We start from the raw sequence: 16423 nt of genomic DNA, 5'->3' as shown, positions 1-16423 counted from the left end.
GGCCCGCTGTCAACCGGGTCGCCGGCACCGGATGGCCGCCGGCGTGGATGGCCGGCATCGGGTGAGCCGGCGCGCCGGCAGACACCGGGCCACTGCACCTGGCCGCCGCCAAAAGCGTCGACGGTGAACAATTCGTTACATCGGTCAGCGGTTTGTCGGTTATGCGGCCGTTCGCCGGCCGGTAATCCTGGTCCGCCGTTCCTAGAGTGACGGAGGTCGAGCCACGGCTCGACCGTCCTGTCGCCCACCGGAAGGCGTCCACATGCCACGACGAAACCGGTCCCTCGCCGCCGCGGGAATCGCCGGCGTCCTCCTCGCCGGCGCCGCGGTCGCACCCGCCGCCGCCGCACCGTCCCCCGCCGGCGGGGACCGTCCGGTCACCTCCGACCGGACCAGCCCGCAGGAGGCCCGCCGGGTCGACCGGGTGCCCACGCCCCAACTGGACTGGTACGCCTGCTACGACTACGCCGAGTGCGCCACCGTCCGGCTGCCCCGCGACTACGACAAGCCGAACGGCCCGACGACCGAGGTCGCCGTGCTGCGGGTCAAGGCCCGCGACCAGCAGCGGAAGATCGGCAGCCTCTTCGTCAACCCGGGCGGCCCCGGCGGCTCCGGCACCGACGTCGCGCTCGCCGCGCCGTACTTCCTCGGCGACGAGGTGCTGGACCGCTTCGACATCGTCGGCGTCGACCCGCGCGGCGTCGCCGCCAGCCAGCAGGTCAGGTGCTTCCCCTCGGTGAAGGAGCAGACCCGGGCGTACGCCGGGCTGAACGTGGCGTTCCCGTGGACGAAGGCCGAGGAGAAGGCCTACGTCGCCTCCTCGAAGGCCGTCGGCAAGGGCTGTTCCACCACGGGCAGGCCGCTCACCGGCGCGATGTCGACCGCCGAGGTCGCCCGCGACATGGACGTGCTGCGCCGCGCCGTGGGCGACCGGAAGCTCACCTTCCTCGGCTTCAGCTACGGCAGCATCCTCGGCCAGTACTACGCCAACATGTTCCCGGACCGGGTCCGCGCCCTGGTGATCGACGGCGTGCTCAACCCGAACGAGTGGGTCGGCCAGGGCAGGGCGCGCAGCCTGCCCCAGGAGGACCGGATGCGCAGCGCACAGGGCGCGTACAAGGCGCTGCGGGAGATCCTGGTGCGCTGCGACAAGGCCGGCGCGGAGGCGTGTGCGCTGGCCGAGGGCGATCCTGTCGCCTCGTTCGACCTGGTCGCGAAGCGGCTGCGGGCCAAGCCGGTGGTCATCGAGGACCCCGACCTCGGCCCGGTCACCATCACGTACGCCGACTTCGTCGCCGCCAACCTCAGCATGCTCTACGGCCCGACGGGCTACACCGAGGTCGTCGACCTCACCGCCGCCCTGCTGGTGCTCACCGATCCGGCGTCGTCGCCGGCCGCCCGCCGCCCGGCGACGGCCGACGTGACCCGCCAGGCCGCCAAGGCCCGCGAGCAGGCCCGACGGTACGACTTCCCGTACGAGAACGGATTGGAGACCTTCCTCGGCGTGGACTGCACCGACGCGTACCACCCGAAGGACGCCGGCTCGTTCCCGGCGCTGGCCGCGAACGCCGACAAGCGCGACCCGTACTTCGGTCGGCTGTGGACGTGGGTCACCTCGCCGTGCGCCCGCAAGAGCTGGACCGTGCGGGACGAGGACGCCTACACCGGCCCGTTCAACCGGCGGACCGCCGCGCCGGTGCTGGTCGTGGGCAACTACTGGGACCCGGCGACCAACTACCGGGGCGCGGTCAGCTCGGCCCGGCTGCTGCCGAACAGCCGCCTGCTCAGCAGCGACAGCTGGGGGCACACCGCGTACGGGACGTCGGCCTGCGTGACCGGCGCCGTCGACGCGTACCTGCTGCGCGGGGCGCTGCCGGCCAACGGCAAGGTCTGCGTGGGCGACGTCCAGCCGTTCGCCGAGCTGCCGGCCGAACCGGAGGCGACCCGTCGGGCGGAGGCGTCGAAGGGTGCGCTGGCGGCCAAGGGCGCCCCCGGGCGGGGTGAGCCGAAGCGGCTCCCGCCGGTGGTCGCCCCGCTGCCGGCGGTCGGCTCGCTGACCGTCCGCTGAGGACCCGGGGTGCGGCGGGCGATCGGGCGCGCGCCGCACCCCGGCCCGCTCAGTAGGACTTGTCCTGGCCGAGGACGTGCTGGGCGACGAAGTTGAGGATCATCTCGCGGCTGACCGGGGCGATCCGGCCGGCGCGTACCGCACCGAGGAGCGTGGCCACGCCGTACTCGGTGGTCATGCCGGCCCCGCCGAGCACCTGGACGGCGGTGTCGACGGCCAGCGCCGCGGCCTCCCCGGCGGCGTACTTGGCCATGTTGCCGGAGACCCCGGCCTCCAGGTCGCGGCCCGCGTCGTAGAGGGTGGCCGCCTTGTGGATCATCAGGCGGGCCAGCTCCACCTGCACGGCGGCGTGCGCGAGCGGGTGGGCCACGCCCTGGTGGGAGCCGATGGTCCGGCCGCCCCAGACCTTGCGGGTGGCCGTGTACTCGCTGGCCCGCTCGATCGCGTACCGGCCGGTGCCGGCGCCCATCGCGGCGACCGTGATCCGCTCCGGGTTGAGCCCGGCGAACAGCGCCGGCAGGCCGGCGTCCAGCGACTCGCCGACCAGCGCGTCGGCGGGCAGCCGCACGTCGTCGAGGTAGAGCAGGAACTGGTTCTCCGGGGAGACGATCTCCATGTCCAGCTTGGAGCGGGTCAGCCCCGGCGCGTCGGTCGGCACGATGAACAGCGCCGGCTTCAGTTTCTGCGGAGTGGCATCCCCTGTGCCGGACTGGCCGTCTTCGACAGCGACGCGGGCGACGACCAGCACGTACGACGCCTCGTCGACGCCCGAGATGTAGCACTTGCGGCCGGAGAGCAGCCAGTCGTCGCCGTCGCGGCGGGCCACCGTGCCGAGCCGGTGGAAGTTGGAGCCGGCCTCCGGCTCGGTGATCGCGAAGACCACCTTCAGCGAGCCGTCCGCGAAGCCGGGCAGGAAGCGCTTGCGCTGCTCCTCGGTGCCGTGCCGGGCGATCACCGTGGCCGCGATGGCGGGGGAGACCACCAGCAGCAGCAGCGGGCAGCCGGCCGCCGCCAGTTCCTCGCAGACGATGGCCAGCTCGGTGATCCCGCCCCCGCCGCCGCCGTACTCGATGGGGATGTTGACCCCGAGGTAGCCCAGCCGGCCGGCCTCGTCCCACAGCTCGGTGGTGTGCTCGCCGGATCTCGCCTTGGCGACGAAGTAGTCGTGGCCGTACCGGCGGCCCAGGGCGCGCACGGCGTCGCGGAGCTGGTCCTGCTCGGGGGTGAGGTCGAAGTTCATCGGGGGGCCTCCAGGATCACTCGGGGTCGACCACGGCCAGCACGGCGCCCGTGTCGACCTGCCCGCCGGCCGCGACCGGAAGCTCGGCGACCACGCCGTCGGCCGGGGCGAGCACGGGATGTTCCAGCTTCATCGCTTCCAGGGTCAGCAGCAGGTCGCCGGCCGCCACCCGCTGACCGACCTCGACGTGCACCCGGGTCACCGCGCCGGGCAGCGGCGCGACCAGCGACCCGGCCGCCAGCTCCGCCGTGGGCTCGGGGAAACGCGGCAGCTCGGTCAGGCTCGCCGCCCCGTCCGGGCCGTCCACGAAGACCTCCGAGGACACCCGGTGTACGCGGTACGCCCGCCGCACCCCGTCGACGTCGAGCACCACCCGGTCCGGGGCGGCCTGGACAAGGCTCACCACGGGCGACGGCGCGCCCGGCGAGGCCGACCACTCGGCGAGGCCGCCTGAGCGGTCCAGCCGGTAGCGGACCTCGATCTCGCCGTCCGGTCCCGCATAGCGGGTGACCTGCGGGAACGCGGGCACGTTGCGCCAGCCCGACGGGAGGCCGGCGAGCACCGGCGCGGCGGCCCGCCGGGCTGCGGCGGTGGCCAGCGCGGCGGCCAGGGCCACCAGGGGGAGCTGGTCGGCCGGCAGCAGCGGGGCGAAGACCTCTTCGTGCCGGTCCAGGAATCCGGTGTCGATCTCCACGGCGCCGTACCCGCGGCTGCGCAGCACCCGGACCAGCAGGTCGCGGTTGGTGGCCACGCCGTGCAGCTCGGCCCCGGCCAGCGCGCCGGCCAGGGCGCGGGCCGCCTCGGCGCGGGTGGGCGCCCAGGCGATCACCTTGGCGAGCATCGAGTCGTAGTGGACGCCCACCACCGAGCCGTCCACGACACCGGAGTCGAGCCGCAGGCCTGCCCGGGAGAGGTTCTCGAACTCGCGCTCGACCCCGGGAATCGCGAACCGGTGCAGAACCCCCGCCGCCGGCCGGTACCCGTGCACCGGATCCTCGGCGCACAACCGCACCTCGATCGCGTAGCCCCGCACCGCCACCCGGTCGTGGAGGTGTTCCGGCAGGGGCTCGCCCTCGGCTACCAGCAGTTGCAGCCGAACCAGGTCCAGCCCGCCGACGGCGATCAGCTCGGTGACCGGGTGCTCGACCTGGAGGCGGGTGTTCATCTCCAGGAAGTAGATCTCCCCGTCGGGCGCGAGCAGGAACTCGACCGTGCCGGCGCCCACGTAGTCGACCGCCCGGCCGGCGGCCACCGCCGCCTCGTGCAGCCGTTCCCGCACCTCCCGGGGAAGGACGCCGGGTGCCTCCTCCACGAGCTTCTGGTGCCGGCGCTGGATCGAGCACTCGCGCACGCCGAGGGCGGCCACCGTACCGTGCGTGTCGCCGAAGATCTGCACCTCGACGTGCCGGCCGCGCTCGACGTACCGCTCGATGAAGACCGTGCCGTCGCCGAACGCCGCAGCCGCCTCGCGGCGCGCGGAGGCGACGGCCTCGGCGAGCCCGGCGGCGTCGCGGACGATCCGCATGCCGCGCCCGCCGCCGCCGGCGGACGCCTTCACCAGCACCGGGAAGTCGGTGATCTCGTCGGCGTCGGTCCAGGTGGGCAGCATCGGCACGCCCGCCTCGGCGAGCAGGGCCTTCGCCGCCACCTTGTCGCCCATCGCGGCGATCGCCTTGGCGGGCGGGCCGACCCAGGTCAGCCCGGCGTCGGTCACCGCCGCGGCGAACTCGGCGTTCTCGGCGAGGAAGCCGTAGCCGGGATGGACGGCGTCCGCCCCCGTCCTGCGGGCCGCGTCCAGGATGAGGTCGATGCGCAGGTACGTCTCGGCGGGCGTGTTCCCGGGCAGCCGGACGGCGTGGTCGGCCTCGGCCACGAACGGCGCGTCGGCGTCGGCGTCGGAGTGCACGGCCACCGTCTCGACGCCCAGCGTCCGACAGGTGGCGAAGACCCGGCGCGCGATCTCGCCCCGGTTCGCCACCAGAAGTCTCGTGATCATGGCCGCCCTCACATTCGGAAGACGCCGAAGCCGTCGGCGCCCCTGACTGGTCCGGTGTGGATCGCCGACAGGCAGAGCCCGAGGACGGTACGGGTGTCCCGGGGGTCGATCACCCCGTCGTCGTAGAGCCGGCCGGAGAGGAAGAGCGCACCGGACTGCGATTCGATCTGCTGCTCGACCATCATCCGCATCGCGGCGTCGGAGTCCTCGTCGTAGTCCCGCCCCCGGGCGGCGGCGGCCTGCCGGGCCACGATGGACAGCACGCCCGCGAGCTGCGCCGGCCCCATCACCGCCGACTTGGCGTTCGGCCAGGTGAACAGGAACCTCGGCTCGTACGCCCGGCCGCACATGCCGTAGTTGCCGGCGCCGTAGGAGGCGCCCAGGTTGACCGTCAGGTGCGGCACCGTCGAGTTCGACACCGCGTTGATCATCAAGGCGCCGTGCTTGATGATGCCGCGCTGCTCGTACTCGGTGCCGACCATGTAGCCGGTGGTGTTCTGGAGGAAGACCAGCGGCGTGTCGGCGGCGTTGGCGAGCTGGATGAACTGGGCCGCCTTCTGCGCCTCCTCGCTGAACAGCACGCCCCGCGCGTTGGCCAGCACCCCGACGGGATAGCCGTGCAGCTCGCCCCAGCCGGTCACCAGGGCGGTGCCGTAGGCCGGCTTGAACTCGTCGAACTCGCTGCCGTCGAGCACCCGGGCCAGCACCTCGCGCGGGTCGAACGGCACCTTCAGGTCGGCGCTGGCGATGCCGAGCAGCTCCTCCGGGTCGTACCTGGGCGGGGCCGGGAACGGGTTGCGCGGCGGCGGGCCCTGCTTGCGCCGGTTCAGCCGGCGTACGCACTGCCGGGCCAGCCGGATGCCGTCGGCCTCGTCCTCGGCGAGGAAGTCGGCCAGGCCGGACGTGCCCGCGTGCATCGCCGCCCCGCCGAGGGACTCGTCGTCGGTGACCTCGCCGGTGGCCATCTTCACCAGCGGCGGCCCGGCCAGGTAGACCTGCGACCGGTCCCGGATCATGATCACCTGGTCGGACATCCCCGGCACGTACGCGCCCCCGGCGGTCGCGTTGCCGAAGACCACGCTGACCGTGGGGATCTTCGCGGCCGAGAGCCGGGTCAGGTCGCGGAACACCCGCCCGCCCGGGATGAAGATCTCCGCCTGGGTGGGCAGGTCCGCGCCCGCCGACTCGACCAGGTTCACCATCGGCAGCCGGTTGGCCAGGGCGATCTCGCCCGCCCGGCGGGTCTTCGCCAGCGACCACGGGTTCACCGCGCCCCCGCGTACCGTCGGATCGTTCGCGACGATCAGGCACTCGACGCCCTCGACGACGCCGATGCCGGTCACCACGCTGGCGCCGACGGGAAAGTCGGTGCCGTACGCCGCCACCGGCGACAGCTCCAGGAACGGGCTGTCCGGGTCGAGCAGCAGCTCGATCCGCTCCCGGGGCAGCAGCTTGCCCCGCTTGTGGTGCCGGGCCACGTACTTCTCGCCGCCGCCGGCGCGGGCCTGGTCGAGGGCCGTCTCCAGCTCGGCGAGGCGCTCCAGCAGCGCCTCCCGGTTGGCGCGGTACCCCGGCGAGGACGCGTCGACCGCGCTGCGCAGTGTCGTCATAGGCCCATGCCCTTCGCGATGATCTCGTTCATGATCTCGGTGGTGCCGCCGCCGATGCCGAGGATCCGGGCGTCGCGGTAGTGCCGCTCCACCTCGGCGTCGCGCAGGTAGCCGTAGCCGCCGTGCAGTTGCAGCGCCTGGTCGACCACCCCGGCGCAGGCGGCCACCGCGACGTTCTTCGCCATCGCCACCTCGGTCACCACCGGCTCGCCCGCCGCCACCCGGGCCGCCACCTCGTGCACGTACGCGCGGGCCGCCTCGGCGCGGGTGTGCATCTCGGCCAGCCGGTGCCGGATCAGTTGTCGGCTCGCCAGGGGGCGTCCGAACGTGGACCGGTCCCGGCACCAGCGCACCGCCAGCTCGACGGAACGCTGCGCGATGGCGTACGCCTGGGTGGCGAGGGAGAGCCGCTCCGCGGCGAAGTTCTGCATGATCGCCAGGAAGGCGGTGTCCTCCGCGCCGACCCGGTTCGTCACCGGCACCCGGACGTCGACGAAGGAGAGCTCGGCGGTGTCGGAGCAGTGCCAGCCGAGCTTCTCCAGCCGACGCCCGACCGTGAAGCCCGGCGTGCCCTTGTCGATCACCAGCAGGGTCAGGGCGCCGGTGCCCGGCGGCAGGGTGCAGACGGCGGTGGTCACGAAGTCGGCCCGGACGCCGCTGGTGATGTAGGTCTTCGACCCGTTGACCACGTAGTGGTCGCCGTCGCGCTGGGCGTGGCTGCGGATGCTCGCCACGTCCGAGCCGCCGTCCGGTTCGGTGATCGCCAACGCGCCGATCATGGTGCCGGCCAGCGTGGGCCGGACGTACCGGTCGATCAGCTCCGCGTCGCCGGAGGCGACGATGTGCGGCAGGGCGATGCCGTGGGTGAACAGCGCCGCGATCAGCCCGGACGAGCCGCCGGAGCGGATGATCTCCTCGGTGACGATGACCGTGTCGAGCAGGTCACCGCCGCTGCCGCCGACGGCCTCCGGGAAGCCGATGCCGAGCAGGCCGAGCCTGGCGGCGGTGGCGTGCAGTTCCCGGGGGATCTCGCCAACCCGCTCCCAGTCGTCCAGGTGCGGCAGCACCTCCCGGGTGACGAAGGCCCGGGTCAGCTCCCGCAGTTGCCGGCGCTCCGGCGTGTCCACGATGCTCATCGGCCCTCCCGGGGCGCCGCGCCGCCGGCCGGGGAGTCCGGTCCGGGCGTGAGCTCCGCCGGCAGGTCGACGAGCCGGGACCGGAGCAGCTCGCCGAGCGCCTTGGCCTGCGGATCGAACCGGGTGGAGGCCGCCACCCCCTGCCCGAGCAGGCCCCAGACGACGAAGTTGACCGCCCGTAGGTTCGGCAGCTCGTACCGCTCCACGGTCAGCGGCGCGGTCTCCGGCAGCAGCTCGCGCAGCCGCGCGGTGGTCAGCCAGCCGCGCAGCCACGACCAGGTGGCGTCGGTGCGGGCCCAGACGCCCAGGTTGGCGTCGCCGCCCTTGTCGCCGGAGCGCGCCCCGACCAGCTCGCCGAGCGGCGCGCGCCGGGTCAGGTGTGAGGAAGGGCCCCCTGCCATCGCCTGCTGATGTGCAGGGGGCCCTTCCTCACACATCGTCGGTGGGGGTGCGATCGACACCCGCTCGCCGGAGGGGAGCACCGCCACGTGCGGCACCGCGTCCTGCGGCACGGCGTCGGCGGTGAACACCCCGTAGGGCGTCGCGTCACCCGGCAGCGTGGTCAGCGTGCAGCCGGGGTAGGAGGCCAGGGCCAGCTCCACCGCGGCGGCCGAGAACGCCCGCCCGGCCCGCGCCTTGTCGCCGTCCCGCAGGTGTACGTGCAGCAGCGCGCTCGCCGCCTCGGTGTCGACCGCGTCGGCGTGGTCGGTACGGGCCAGGGTGAACTCCAGCCCCTCCGTGCCGACCGCCGCCTCGACCTGGCTCCGCACCAGGGCCGCCTTGGCGGGGATGTCGAGGCCGCACAGGACGAAGGTCATCGAGTTGCGGAAGCCGCCGAGGTTGTTGACGCCCACCTTGAGGGTGCCCGGCGGGGGCGTGCCCCGGACGCCGCTCACCCGTACCCGGTCCGGCCCGTCGGCGGTCAGCTCCACCGTGTCCAGCCGGGTCACCACGTCCGGCCCGAGGTAGGCCGGGCCGCCGACCTCGTAGAGCAGCTGGGCGGTGACCGTCTCCACGGTGACCGCGCCGCCCGTGCCCGGGTGCTTCGTGATCACACAGGAGCCGTCGGGGTGCAGCTCGGCGACCGGGAAGCCGGGGCGCCGCCCGCCGTCGGGCAGCTCCGTGAAGAAGCTGAAGTTGCCCCCGGTCACCTGCGCCCCGCACTCGACCAGGTGACCGGCGACGGTCGCCCCGGCCAGTGCGTCGAGGTCGTCGCGTCCCCAGCCGAACCGGGCGATCGCCGGCCCGACCACCAGGGAGGCGTCGGTGACCCGGCCGGTGACCACCACGTCCGCCCCGCCGTCCAGGCAGGCGGCGATGCCGTACGCCCCCAGGTAGGCGTTCGCCGTCAGCGCGTCCGGGCGGGCGAGGGCGTCGCCCTCGACGTACCCGACCCGGACGGCCAGGCCGAGCCGGTCGGCGAGGGACCCGATGGCGGTGGCCAGGCCGGCCGGGTTCAGCCCGCCGGCGTTGGTCACGATCCGTACGCCCCGGTCCAGCGCCGTACCGAGGCAGCCCTCCAGTTGGCGGAGGAAGGTCTTCGCGTAGCCGAGGGAGGGGTCGCGCAGCCGGTCCCGGCCGAGGATCAGCATGGTCAGCTCGGCGAGATAGTCGCCGGTCAGCACGTCCACCTCGCCGCCGTCGAGCATCTCCCGCCACGCCGAGAACCGGTCGCCGTAGAAGCCGGAGGCGTTGCCCACCCGCAGCACGTCGCTCACGCCGGCACCCCGCCCGCCACGCCGGTCCCGCCGGCCGCCCCGGCAGCGGGGACCGCGTCGGCCGTGTCGATCGCGTCGGCCGTGTCCGCCGTGTCGGTCGCGTCGATCGCGTCGGGTGCGTCGGCCGTGCCGGGTGCGGGGGCCGCCGGCGGGCGGCCGGGCCCGGGTGGGCCGGCGAAGGCCTGCGCGACGTCCAGCCAGGCGTCGGCGACCGGTCCGGTCGCCGCCAGCGCCAGGTCCGCGCGGTGCCTCCGCTGGGTGACCAGCAGGCAGAAGTCCAGCGCGGGGCCGGTGACCCGGTCGGCGGCGTCGGCCGGGCCGTACGACCAGGTGTCGCCGTCCGGCGCCGCCAGCTCGACCCGCACCGGCGCCGTGGGCACCGGCCGGCCGTGGGCGGCGAAGCTGTGGCCGAGGGTACGGAAGCCGAGGTGCGCCACGTGCCGCAGTCGGGCCGTGCCGGGGCGGGTGACGCCGAGCGCGTCGGCCACGTCCGTGCCGTGCGCCCAGGTCTCCATGATCCGGGCGGTGGCCATCGAGGCGGCCGACATCCGGGTGCCGAACCAGGGCAGCTTCCCGCCCGCCGGCACGCGTGCCAAGGCGTCGGCGAGCGCCGCCCGGCCGGCACGCCAGCGGGGAAGCAACTCGCTCGGTGGGGCGAGGAACTCCGCCACTCCGACGTCGACGAGCCGGGCCGGGTCGGGGGCGGCGAGCACGACGGCGAGGAACGCCTCGCCGTCGGCGGCGGCGAGCAGTGCGACGTGGTCGGTCCAGGCGAGGTGGGCGATCTGGTGCCCGACGCTCCAGCCCGGGGACGGCGTGGCGCGCCCCCAGCCGGTCGGCGGGCCGGTCACCAGGTCGTCGAGCTGCTGGGACTCGTCGGCCAGGTCCGCGAGCAGGTCCTTGAGGTCGACCATGGTGCCTCCGGGGGCTGGGCGGGCGGCCAGGACGGGCCGGTCAGGGCGGGCGGTCAGGGGGTGAGCAGGGTGGCGAGCTGGCGCTTCCAGGTGTGCAGCAGGGCGGCGCGGCGGGTCGAGTCGTCGTTGAGCAGGTTGGCCACGCCGAGCCCGCGGAGCAGGTCGAGGGTCGCCTGCACCGCCTCGCGTACGCCCGGACGGCGTTCGTCCACGTCGAGCAGCGCGACGGTGAGCCGGTGCATCTCGCGGCCGACCCGGGCCTCCAGCGGCACCAGCGCCTCGCGCAGCTCCCGGTCGGTGCGCGCGGCGACCCACAGTTCGAGGGCGGCGACGAAGAGCGGGCCGGTGAAGGCCGCGCCGAGCAGGTCGATCACCCGGTCGAGCCGCTGCGGGCCGGGCGGCAGCGCCTCGGCCTCGGTGCGCAGCTCCTCCGCCCGCCGCTCCGCGAGGTGGACGACGGCGGCCGTGACCAGCGCTGCCTTGGTGGGGTAGTGGTGCAGCTGGGCGCCGCGCGAGACGCCGGCCCGGGCCGCGACGACGGTGGTGGTGGTGCCGGACCAGCCGTGCTCGACCAGGCACTCGACGGTCGCCTCCAGCAGCCGCGCCTGGGTGGCGCGGCTGCGTTCCTGCTGAGGGACGCGGGTCGATGCGGGCACGGGGACAGCGTGCCGCGCGGAAAACAAACAGTCAAGACTGACTTTTTCTTGTCGGGTCGGGACTGCGCATGGCGGGTGCCGACCGTGACGTCCGCATCGCGATCGACCTGGTTACGTCGGTGCCCCACCGCGTGCTCGCGGTCAGATCGGCGTGTGTCGCTTTGGGGGTAGGGACCAGGCGATCGGGCACTGTCGAGCTGCCCCTATGGATGGGGCAGTCGCCCATGGTGAGGCCACAGGCGCACCCGGACACTCGGACAGGACGGCCGGTCCTATGGACGGGGCAGCTCGACAGGGCGCAGCGAGTGCCGTCCGCGCCCCGGGCTGGTCCCGGTCGATCACCAGGTGCGGGCGACCATTGAAGGCGGGGAACACCGGCAGCGGCCGACCACCGGGAGCGGGAGCACCGGGAGCGGGAACACCAGGAACGGTCGACCACCGGGAGCGGGGAGCAGCGGGGCGGGGAGCAGCGGGGCGGGGAGCGTCGGGGCGGGCGAGCGCCGGCCGGTGCTCAGCGGCCGTCGCGCGGGGCGAAGACCGTGAGGGCCGCGGCGTCGCTGTGTCGGGAGCGCAGGTACTCGTCCGCCCAGTCGGCGGCGTCGGGAAAGCCCGACTCGGCCGCCACCCGGGCGCAGGCGGCGTCCACGTCGAAGGGGGTACGCCGCAGGTCCACGCCGGGCCCGAGGAGCGCCCAGAAGGCGCCGGGGCCGCCGTAAGGCATCCCGATGCTGCCCGGGTTGACGAACAGCCGGAGGTCGGCCAGGCGGGTGAACGGCATGTGGGTGTGCCCGCAGACCACCGTTCCCACCTCGGCGGGGACGTCGGCGAGCACCTCCGCCCAGCGTTCCATCCGGGAGTCGACGAGCACGACCTCCTCGTCGTCGCGGGGGGTGGCGTGGCAGAACAGCACCGGACCGAGGCCGGCGACCTCCAGGGTGACCGTCAGCGGCAGCGCCGCCAACCGGGCCACCTGGTCGTCACGGAGCTGCTCCGCCGCCCAGTTGGAGACGTCAATTGGGGACGGGCGGCCGGCCCGCGCCTCCACCAGCTCGCGGTCCGCGTTGCCCCGGACCCAGCAGGCCCGGTCGCCCAGGCCGGCGAGCACGTCCAGCACCTCGACCGGCTGCGGGCCGGCCGCGATGTCACCGGTGAGCACGATCAGGTCGGCGGCGGCGACGTCGGGCTCGGCCAGCACGGCCTCCAGCGCCGGCAGCGCACCGTGGATGTCGGAGAGAACGGCGACCCGGTTCAGCATCGCTCCACCGTGCCCACCGGCCCGTGCCGGAGTCCAGCGATTCTGCCCCGGGCAGACAGAGCCCGGGGCGGATCAGCCGGGTGCGTCAGACGCGGGCGCGGCGGGCCAGGCGCTCCGGGTCGAGGATGATGATGCTCTTGCCGTCCAGGCGCAGCCACCCGCGCGAGGCGAAGTCGGCCAGCGCCTTGTTGACGGTCTCCCGGGAGGCGCCGACGAGCTGGGCGATCTCCTCCTGGGTGAGGTCGTGGGTCACCCGCAGCACGCCGCCGTCGCGGGTGCCGAAGCGGCCGGCCATCTGGAGCAGGTTCTTGGCGACGCGGCCGGGCACGTCCGTGAAGATCAGGTCGGCCAGCGAGTCGTTCGTCCGCCGCAGCCGGCGGGCGAGCACGCGGAGCAACTGCTCGGCGATCTCCGGCCGGTTGTTCAGCCACGGGCGCAGGGCCTGCTTGCGCAGCCGCACCAGCCGGGTGTCGGTCACCGCGGTGGCGGTCGCCGTGCGGGGGCCGGGGTCGAAGAGCGACAGCTCGCCCACCATGTCCGACGGGCCCATCACCGCGATCAGGTTCTGTCGGCCGTCGGCAGCCCGCCGACCCACCTTGATCTTGCCGGACAGCAGGATGTAGAGACTGTCGCCGGGCTCGCCCTCGTTGAAGACGATCTCGCCCTTACGGACCTCGAGCGTCTCCATCTCCTTGGCGAGCGCCTCGGCAGCCTCCGGGTCGACGCCCTGGAAGATCCCGCTGCGGGCCAGTACCTCGTCCATCGCGCACCTCCGCCTGCGCGTGCCGTCCGTCGGCCGGGTCCGCCGTCCGCTGATCCCTCGCGCGTCGCCAGTCTAGGCGCACGTGAGCAGCAATCAGAGGTGCACCCCTGGAAACTTGATCGTTGGGCGTAACCTGCCGGGCCTGATCAAGCAGTAAGATCGCGCGCCCTACCGGACGCCGATCCTGCCCCGGACACCCGGGTCGTAGGGTCACCACGTGCTGAGTGAACCCGTGCTGACCGCCCGCCCGGAGGACGGTCGGGACGTCCCGCTGCTGTTCTGGCGCGCCGACCGCCCGCTGCGCGCGGTCAGTTCCGCGCCGCTGGGCGGCGGGATCGGCGTCCGGCACTGGGTCGTCAACGCGACCGTGCCCATGTCGTACGACCGGGACGACCCCGCCGACCACCTGGCCGAACTGGCCGACCGGCTCGACCTCGGCGGGCCCGGGGTGGGCCTGCTGACCGGGGTGGACGTCGCCGAGGTGGTCGCCCGGACGGACACCGGCGTGCGGGCCTGGGTGACGGTCGGCCTGGGCACCCCGGTCCGGGCGGCGGAGCCCGCCCCGGCGGCGCTGGCCCAGCGGGTCGGCACCGTCAACATCGTGGTGTACGTCCCGGCCCGGCTCGGCGACGCCGCCCTCGTCAACGCGGTGGCCACCGCCACCGAGGCGAAGGCGCAGGCGATCGCCGAGTTGGGCGTGCCGGGCACCGGCACCCCGACGGACGCGGTCACCGTGCTCTGCCCGGTCGACGGCCCCGAGTCGGCGTACGGCGGACCGCGCTCCACCTGGGGCGCCCCGCTGGCCCGGGCCGTGCACGCCGCCGTGACGGCCGGCGGGGCGGGCACCGTGGTCCCGTGGTCGGACCGACTGGCGGGCTGAGACTCCGTCCGATCGGCCCTCGTTTCGGCGTTGCCCACCCGATAAGGTCGCGCTCGATGTACGCTGCCGCCTCCTCTCCGCGTCGCCGGGCCGCACTCGCCCTCGGCGGGCTGCTCGCCGTCCTACTCACCGCCGGCTGCGGGGGGCCCGGGTCCGGGTCCGACGCGGTCTGGCAGCCCGGCACGGGCGGCGGCAACACCGGCGCCCCGGTCCGCTCGGGCGAGCCCACGAGCACCGCACCGCCCGCCGAGCAGGCGATCTCGCTCTCGGCGACCGGCGACATCATCATGGGCAACGCGCCGAACCGGCTGCCCCCCAACGGCGGGAAGGGCTTCTTCGACTCGGTCGAGAAGGCGCTCGCCGCCGACCTGGTGATGGGCAACCTGGAGGAGCCGCTCACCGTCGACACCGGCACCGGCAAGTGCGGCCCGAACTCGACCCGCTGCTTCCAGTTCCGGGCCCCGCCGGAGTACGCCGCGCACCTGCGCGACGCGGGCTTCGACCTGCTCAACCAGGCCAACAACCACGGCTACGACTTCGGGCCGAAGGGCTACGAGAACACCCAGAAGGCGCTGGAGAAGTACGACCTCGCGCACACCGGGGCGCCCGACCAGATCACCGTGGTCGACGTCAAGGGGGTCAAGGTCGCGGTCGCCGGCTTCTCGTCGTACGTCTGGTCCAACAGCCTCACCGACATCGCCGCCGCGAAGAAGGTGATCACCAAGGCCGCCGGCATGGCCGACATCGTGGTGGTGCAGGTGCACATGGGCGGCGAGGGCTCGGAGAAGACGCGGGTGCGGCCCGGCACCGAGATGTTCCTCGGCGAGAACCGGGGCGACCCGGTCAAGTTCTCGAAGGCGATGATCGACGCCGGGGCGGACCTGATCGTCGGGCACGGCCCGCACGTGCTGCGCGGCATGGAGTTCTACAAGGGCCGGCTGATCGCGTACAGCCTGGGCAACTTCGCCGGCGGGGGCAACTCGCTGAGCAACGCCGGGCGGCTCGGCTGGGGCGGGGTGCTGAAGGTCTCGCTGAAGCCGGACGGGAGCTGGGCCGGCGGCTCGTTCGCCTCCACGTACATGAACTCCATCGGCAAGCCGACCATGGACAAGGACGACCGTGGGCTGGGCCTGATGAAGCAGCTCACCAAGAGCGACTTCCCGGAGACCGGCGCCGTCTTCGACGACTCGGGCAAGATCAGCGCGCCGCAGGGCGGCTGACCGGGGCGGCACGGCGCGTGGACCCGGCCGACCGTCGGCCGGGCGACGTAGGCTGGCCGGCGTGACCACGAGTTCCTCCGGCTTCACCGAGACCGACCTCGGGCGCACCCGTCGCGCCCGGCGGATCGGCCGGGCGCTGACCGACACCCACCCCGACGCGCACTGTGAACTGGACCACTCCAATGCCCTGGAGTTGGCCGTCGCGACGATCCTCTCCGCGCAGTGCACGGACAAGAAGGTCAACGAGGTCACCCCGAAGCTCTTCGCCCGCTACCCGAGCGCCGCCGACTACGCGGGGGCGGACCGGGCGGAGCTGGAGGAGCTGATCCGGCCCACCGGCTTCTACCGCAACAAGACCGATTCGCTGATCAAGCTCGGCCAGGCCCTCGTGGAGCGGTACGACGGCCGCGTCCCCGGCAAGCTCGCCGACCTGGTGACGCTGCCCGGCATCGGCCGCAAGACCGCCAACGTCATCCTCGGCAACGCCTTCGACGTCCCCGGGATCACCGTCGACACGCACTTCCAACGGCTGGTCCAGCGCTGGCGGCTGACCGCCGAGACCGACCCCGTCAAGATCGAGCACGCGATCGGGGCGCTCTTCCCCCGGCGCGACTGGACCATGCTGTCGCACCGGATCATCTTCCACGGCCGGCGGGTCTGCCACGCCCGCAAGCCGGCCTGCGGGGCGTGCACCCTGGCGAAGCTGTGCCCGTCGTACGGCACCGGCCCGACCGAGTCGGCGGCGGCCGCGAAGCTGCTCAAGGGCCCCCGGGCCCGGGACCTGGCGGTGGCCGCCGGGGTCGACCCGGAGCTGGTGCCGGTCCAGGCCGTCGTGGCAGAGGCCCCGTGAGCGCGAGGAGTGAGCCGGTCTTGCGAGCCCCGCAGTCGCGAACCGAGGTATCGCTGTGAGCGCGAGGAGTGAGCCGGTCTTGCGAGCCCCGCAGTCGCGAACCGAGGTATCGCTGTG

The 16423-nt window shown here is 73.9% G+C and carries 12 protein-coding genes and 1 pseudogene; 4 read left to right on the top strand and 9 right to left on the bottom strand.

Annotated features, from left to right (window positions below):
• Positions 1-262 precede the first annotated feature (262 nt).
• The gene (locus RM555_RS20320) at positions 263-2068 is read left to right on the top strand and encodes an alpha/beta hydrolase (protein ID WP_311413219.1); all 1806 of its coding nucleotides are present in this window, start codon (positions 263-265) and stop codon (positions 2066-2068) included.
• A 49-nt stretch (positions 2069-2117) separates the two neighbouring features.
• Here the strand turns inward: RM555_RS20320 and RM555_RS20315 are convergent, their stop codons facing one another.
• The 9 genes and pseudogenes from RM555_RS20315 to RM555_RS20275 all read right to left on the bottom strand — a co-directional run bounded on the left by RM555_RS20315 (position 2118) and on the right by RM555_RS20275 (position 13356).
• Positions 2118-3308 carry an acyl-CoA dehydrogenase family protein gene (locus RM555_RS20315; protein WP_311413218.1) on the bottom strand — a complete coding sequence of 397 codons (1191 nt, stop codon included), beginning with the start codon at positions 3306-3308 and terminating at the stop codon, positions 2118-2120.
• 16 nt (positions 3309-3324) lie between these two features.
• A complete protein-coding gene (locus RM555_RS20310) occupies positions 3325-5304 on the bottom strand; it encodes an ATP-binding protein (RefSeq protein ID WP_311413217.1) in 1980 nt (659 codons plus the stop codon).
• An 8-nt stretch (positions 5305-5312) separates the two neighbouring features.
• Complete coding sequence (locus tag RM555_RS20305) at positions 5313-6914, bottom strand: acyl-CoA carboxylase subunit beta (protein WP_311413216.1); 1602 nt, start codon at positions 6912-6914, stop codon at positions 5313-5315.
• Complete coding sequence (locus tag RM555_RS20300; RefSeq protein WP_311413215.1) at positions 6911-8050, bottom strand: acyl-CoA dehydrogenase family protein; 1140 nt, start codon at positions 8048-8050, stop codon at positions 6911-6913. The genes RM555_RS20305 and RM555_RS20300 overlap by 4 nt, the downstream gene beginning before the upstream one ends.
• Entirely contained in the window at positions 8047-9768 is a 1722-nt protein-coding gene (locus tag RM555_RS20295) for an acyclic terpene utilization AtuA family protein (protein ID WP_311413214.1), read from the bottom strand. The genes RM555_RS20300 and RM555_RS20295 overlap by 4 nt, the downstream gene beginning before the upstream one ends.
• A 134-nt stretch (positions 9769-9902) precedes the next feature.
• Positions 9903-10682: pseudogene (locus RM555_RS20290) on the bottom strand (TIGR03084 family metal-binding protein); the annotation flags it as partial.
• A 53-nt stretch (positions 10683-10735) separates the two neighbouring features.
• Positions 10736-11338, bottom strand: a complete 603-nt coding sequence (locus RM555_RS20285) for a TetR/AcrR family transcriptional regulator (RefSeq protein ID WP_311413213.1) — start codon at positions 11336-11338, stop codon at positions 10736-10738.
• A 511-nt stretch (positions 11339-11849) separates the two neighbouring features.
• Positions 11850-12593, bottom strand: a complete 744-nt coding sequence (locus tag RM555_RS20280; protein WP_311413212.1) for a metallophosphoesterase family protein — start codon at positions 12591-12593, stop codon at positions 11850-11852.
• Between the two features lie 85 nt (positions 12594-12678).
• Positions 12679-13356, bottom strand: a complete 678-nt coding sequence (locus RM555_RS20275; protein WP_089003062.1) for a Crp/Fnr family transcriptional regulator — start codon at positions 13354-13356, stop codon at positions 12679-12681.
• Positions 13357-13573: 217 nt separating this feature from the next.
• Between RM555_RS20275 and RM555_RS20270 the strand changes: the two genes are divergently transcribed.
• The 3 genes from RM555_RS20270 (at position 13574) to nth (ending at position 16306) form a co-directional block, all read left to right on the top strand.
• Positions 13574-14236: an adenosylcobinamide amidohydrolase gene (locus RM555_RS20270; protein WP_311413211.1), complete on the top strand. Its 663-nt coding sequence runs from the start codon at positions 13574-13576 to the stop codon at positions 14234-14236.
• 56 nt (positions 14237-14292) lie between these two features.
• Positions 14293-15456 carry a CapA family protein gene (locus RM555_RS20265; protein WP_311413210.1) on the top strand — a complete coding sequence of 388 codons (1164 nt, stop codon included), beginning with the start codon at positions 14293-14295 and terminating at the stop codon, positions 15454-15456.
• Positions 15457-15517: 61 nt separating this feature from the next.
• Positions 15518-16306, top strand: coding sequence for an endonuclease III (gene nth / locus RM555_RS20260; protein ID WP_311413209.1), 789 nt, complete (start codon positions 15518-15520; stop codon positions 16304-16306).
• Positions 16307-16423 lie beyond the last annotated feature (117 nt).

This window comes from Micromonospora reichwaldensis (assembly GCF_031845925.1).
GTDB lineage: Bacteria > Actinomycetota > Actinomycetes > Mycobacteriales > Micromonosporaceae > Micromonospora > Micromonospora reichwaldensis.
The sequence above is the reverse complement of the archived record's forward strand: the minus strand, read 5'-3'. Positions and strand labels throughout refer to the sequence as shown.

Excerpts from the sequence above, each read along its gene's own strand:
- RM555_RS20320 (WP_311413219.1), top strand. The coding sequence starts at position 263 with ATGCCACGACGAAACCGGTCCCTCGCCGCCGCGGGAATCGCCGGCGTC.
- RM555_RS20315 (WP_311413218.1), bottom strand. The coding sequence starts at position 3,308 with ATGAACTTCGACCTCACCCCCGAGCAGGACCAGCTCCGCGACGCCGTG.
- RM555_RS20310 (WP_311413217.1), bottom strand. The coding sequence starts at position 5,304 with ATGATCACGAGACTTCTGGTGGCGAACCGGGGCGAGATCGCGCGCCGG.
- RM555_RS20305 (WP_311413216.1), bottom strand. The coding sequence starts at position 6,914 with ATGACGACACTGCGCAGCGCGGTCGACGCGTCCTCGCCGGGGTACCGC.
- RM555_RS20300 (WP_311413215.1), bottom strand. The coding sequence starts at position 8,050 with ATGAGCATCGTGGACACGCCGGAGCGCCGGCAACTGCGGGAGCTGACC.
- RM555_RS20280 (WP_311413212.1), bottom strand. The coding sequence starts at position 12,593 with ATGCTGAACCGGGTCGCCGTTCTCTCCGACATCCACGGTGCGCTGCCG.
- RM555_RS20275 (WP_089003062.1), bottom strand. The coding sequence starts at position 13,356 with ATGGACGAGGTACTGGCCCGCAGCGGGATCTTCCAGGGCGTCGACCCG.
- RM555_RS20265 (WP_311413210.1), top strand. The coding sequence starts at position 14,293 with ATGTACGCTGCCGCCTCCTCTCCGCGTCGCCGGGCCGCACTCGCCCTC.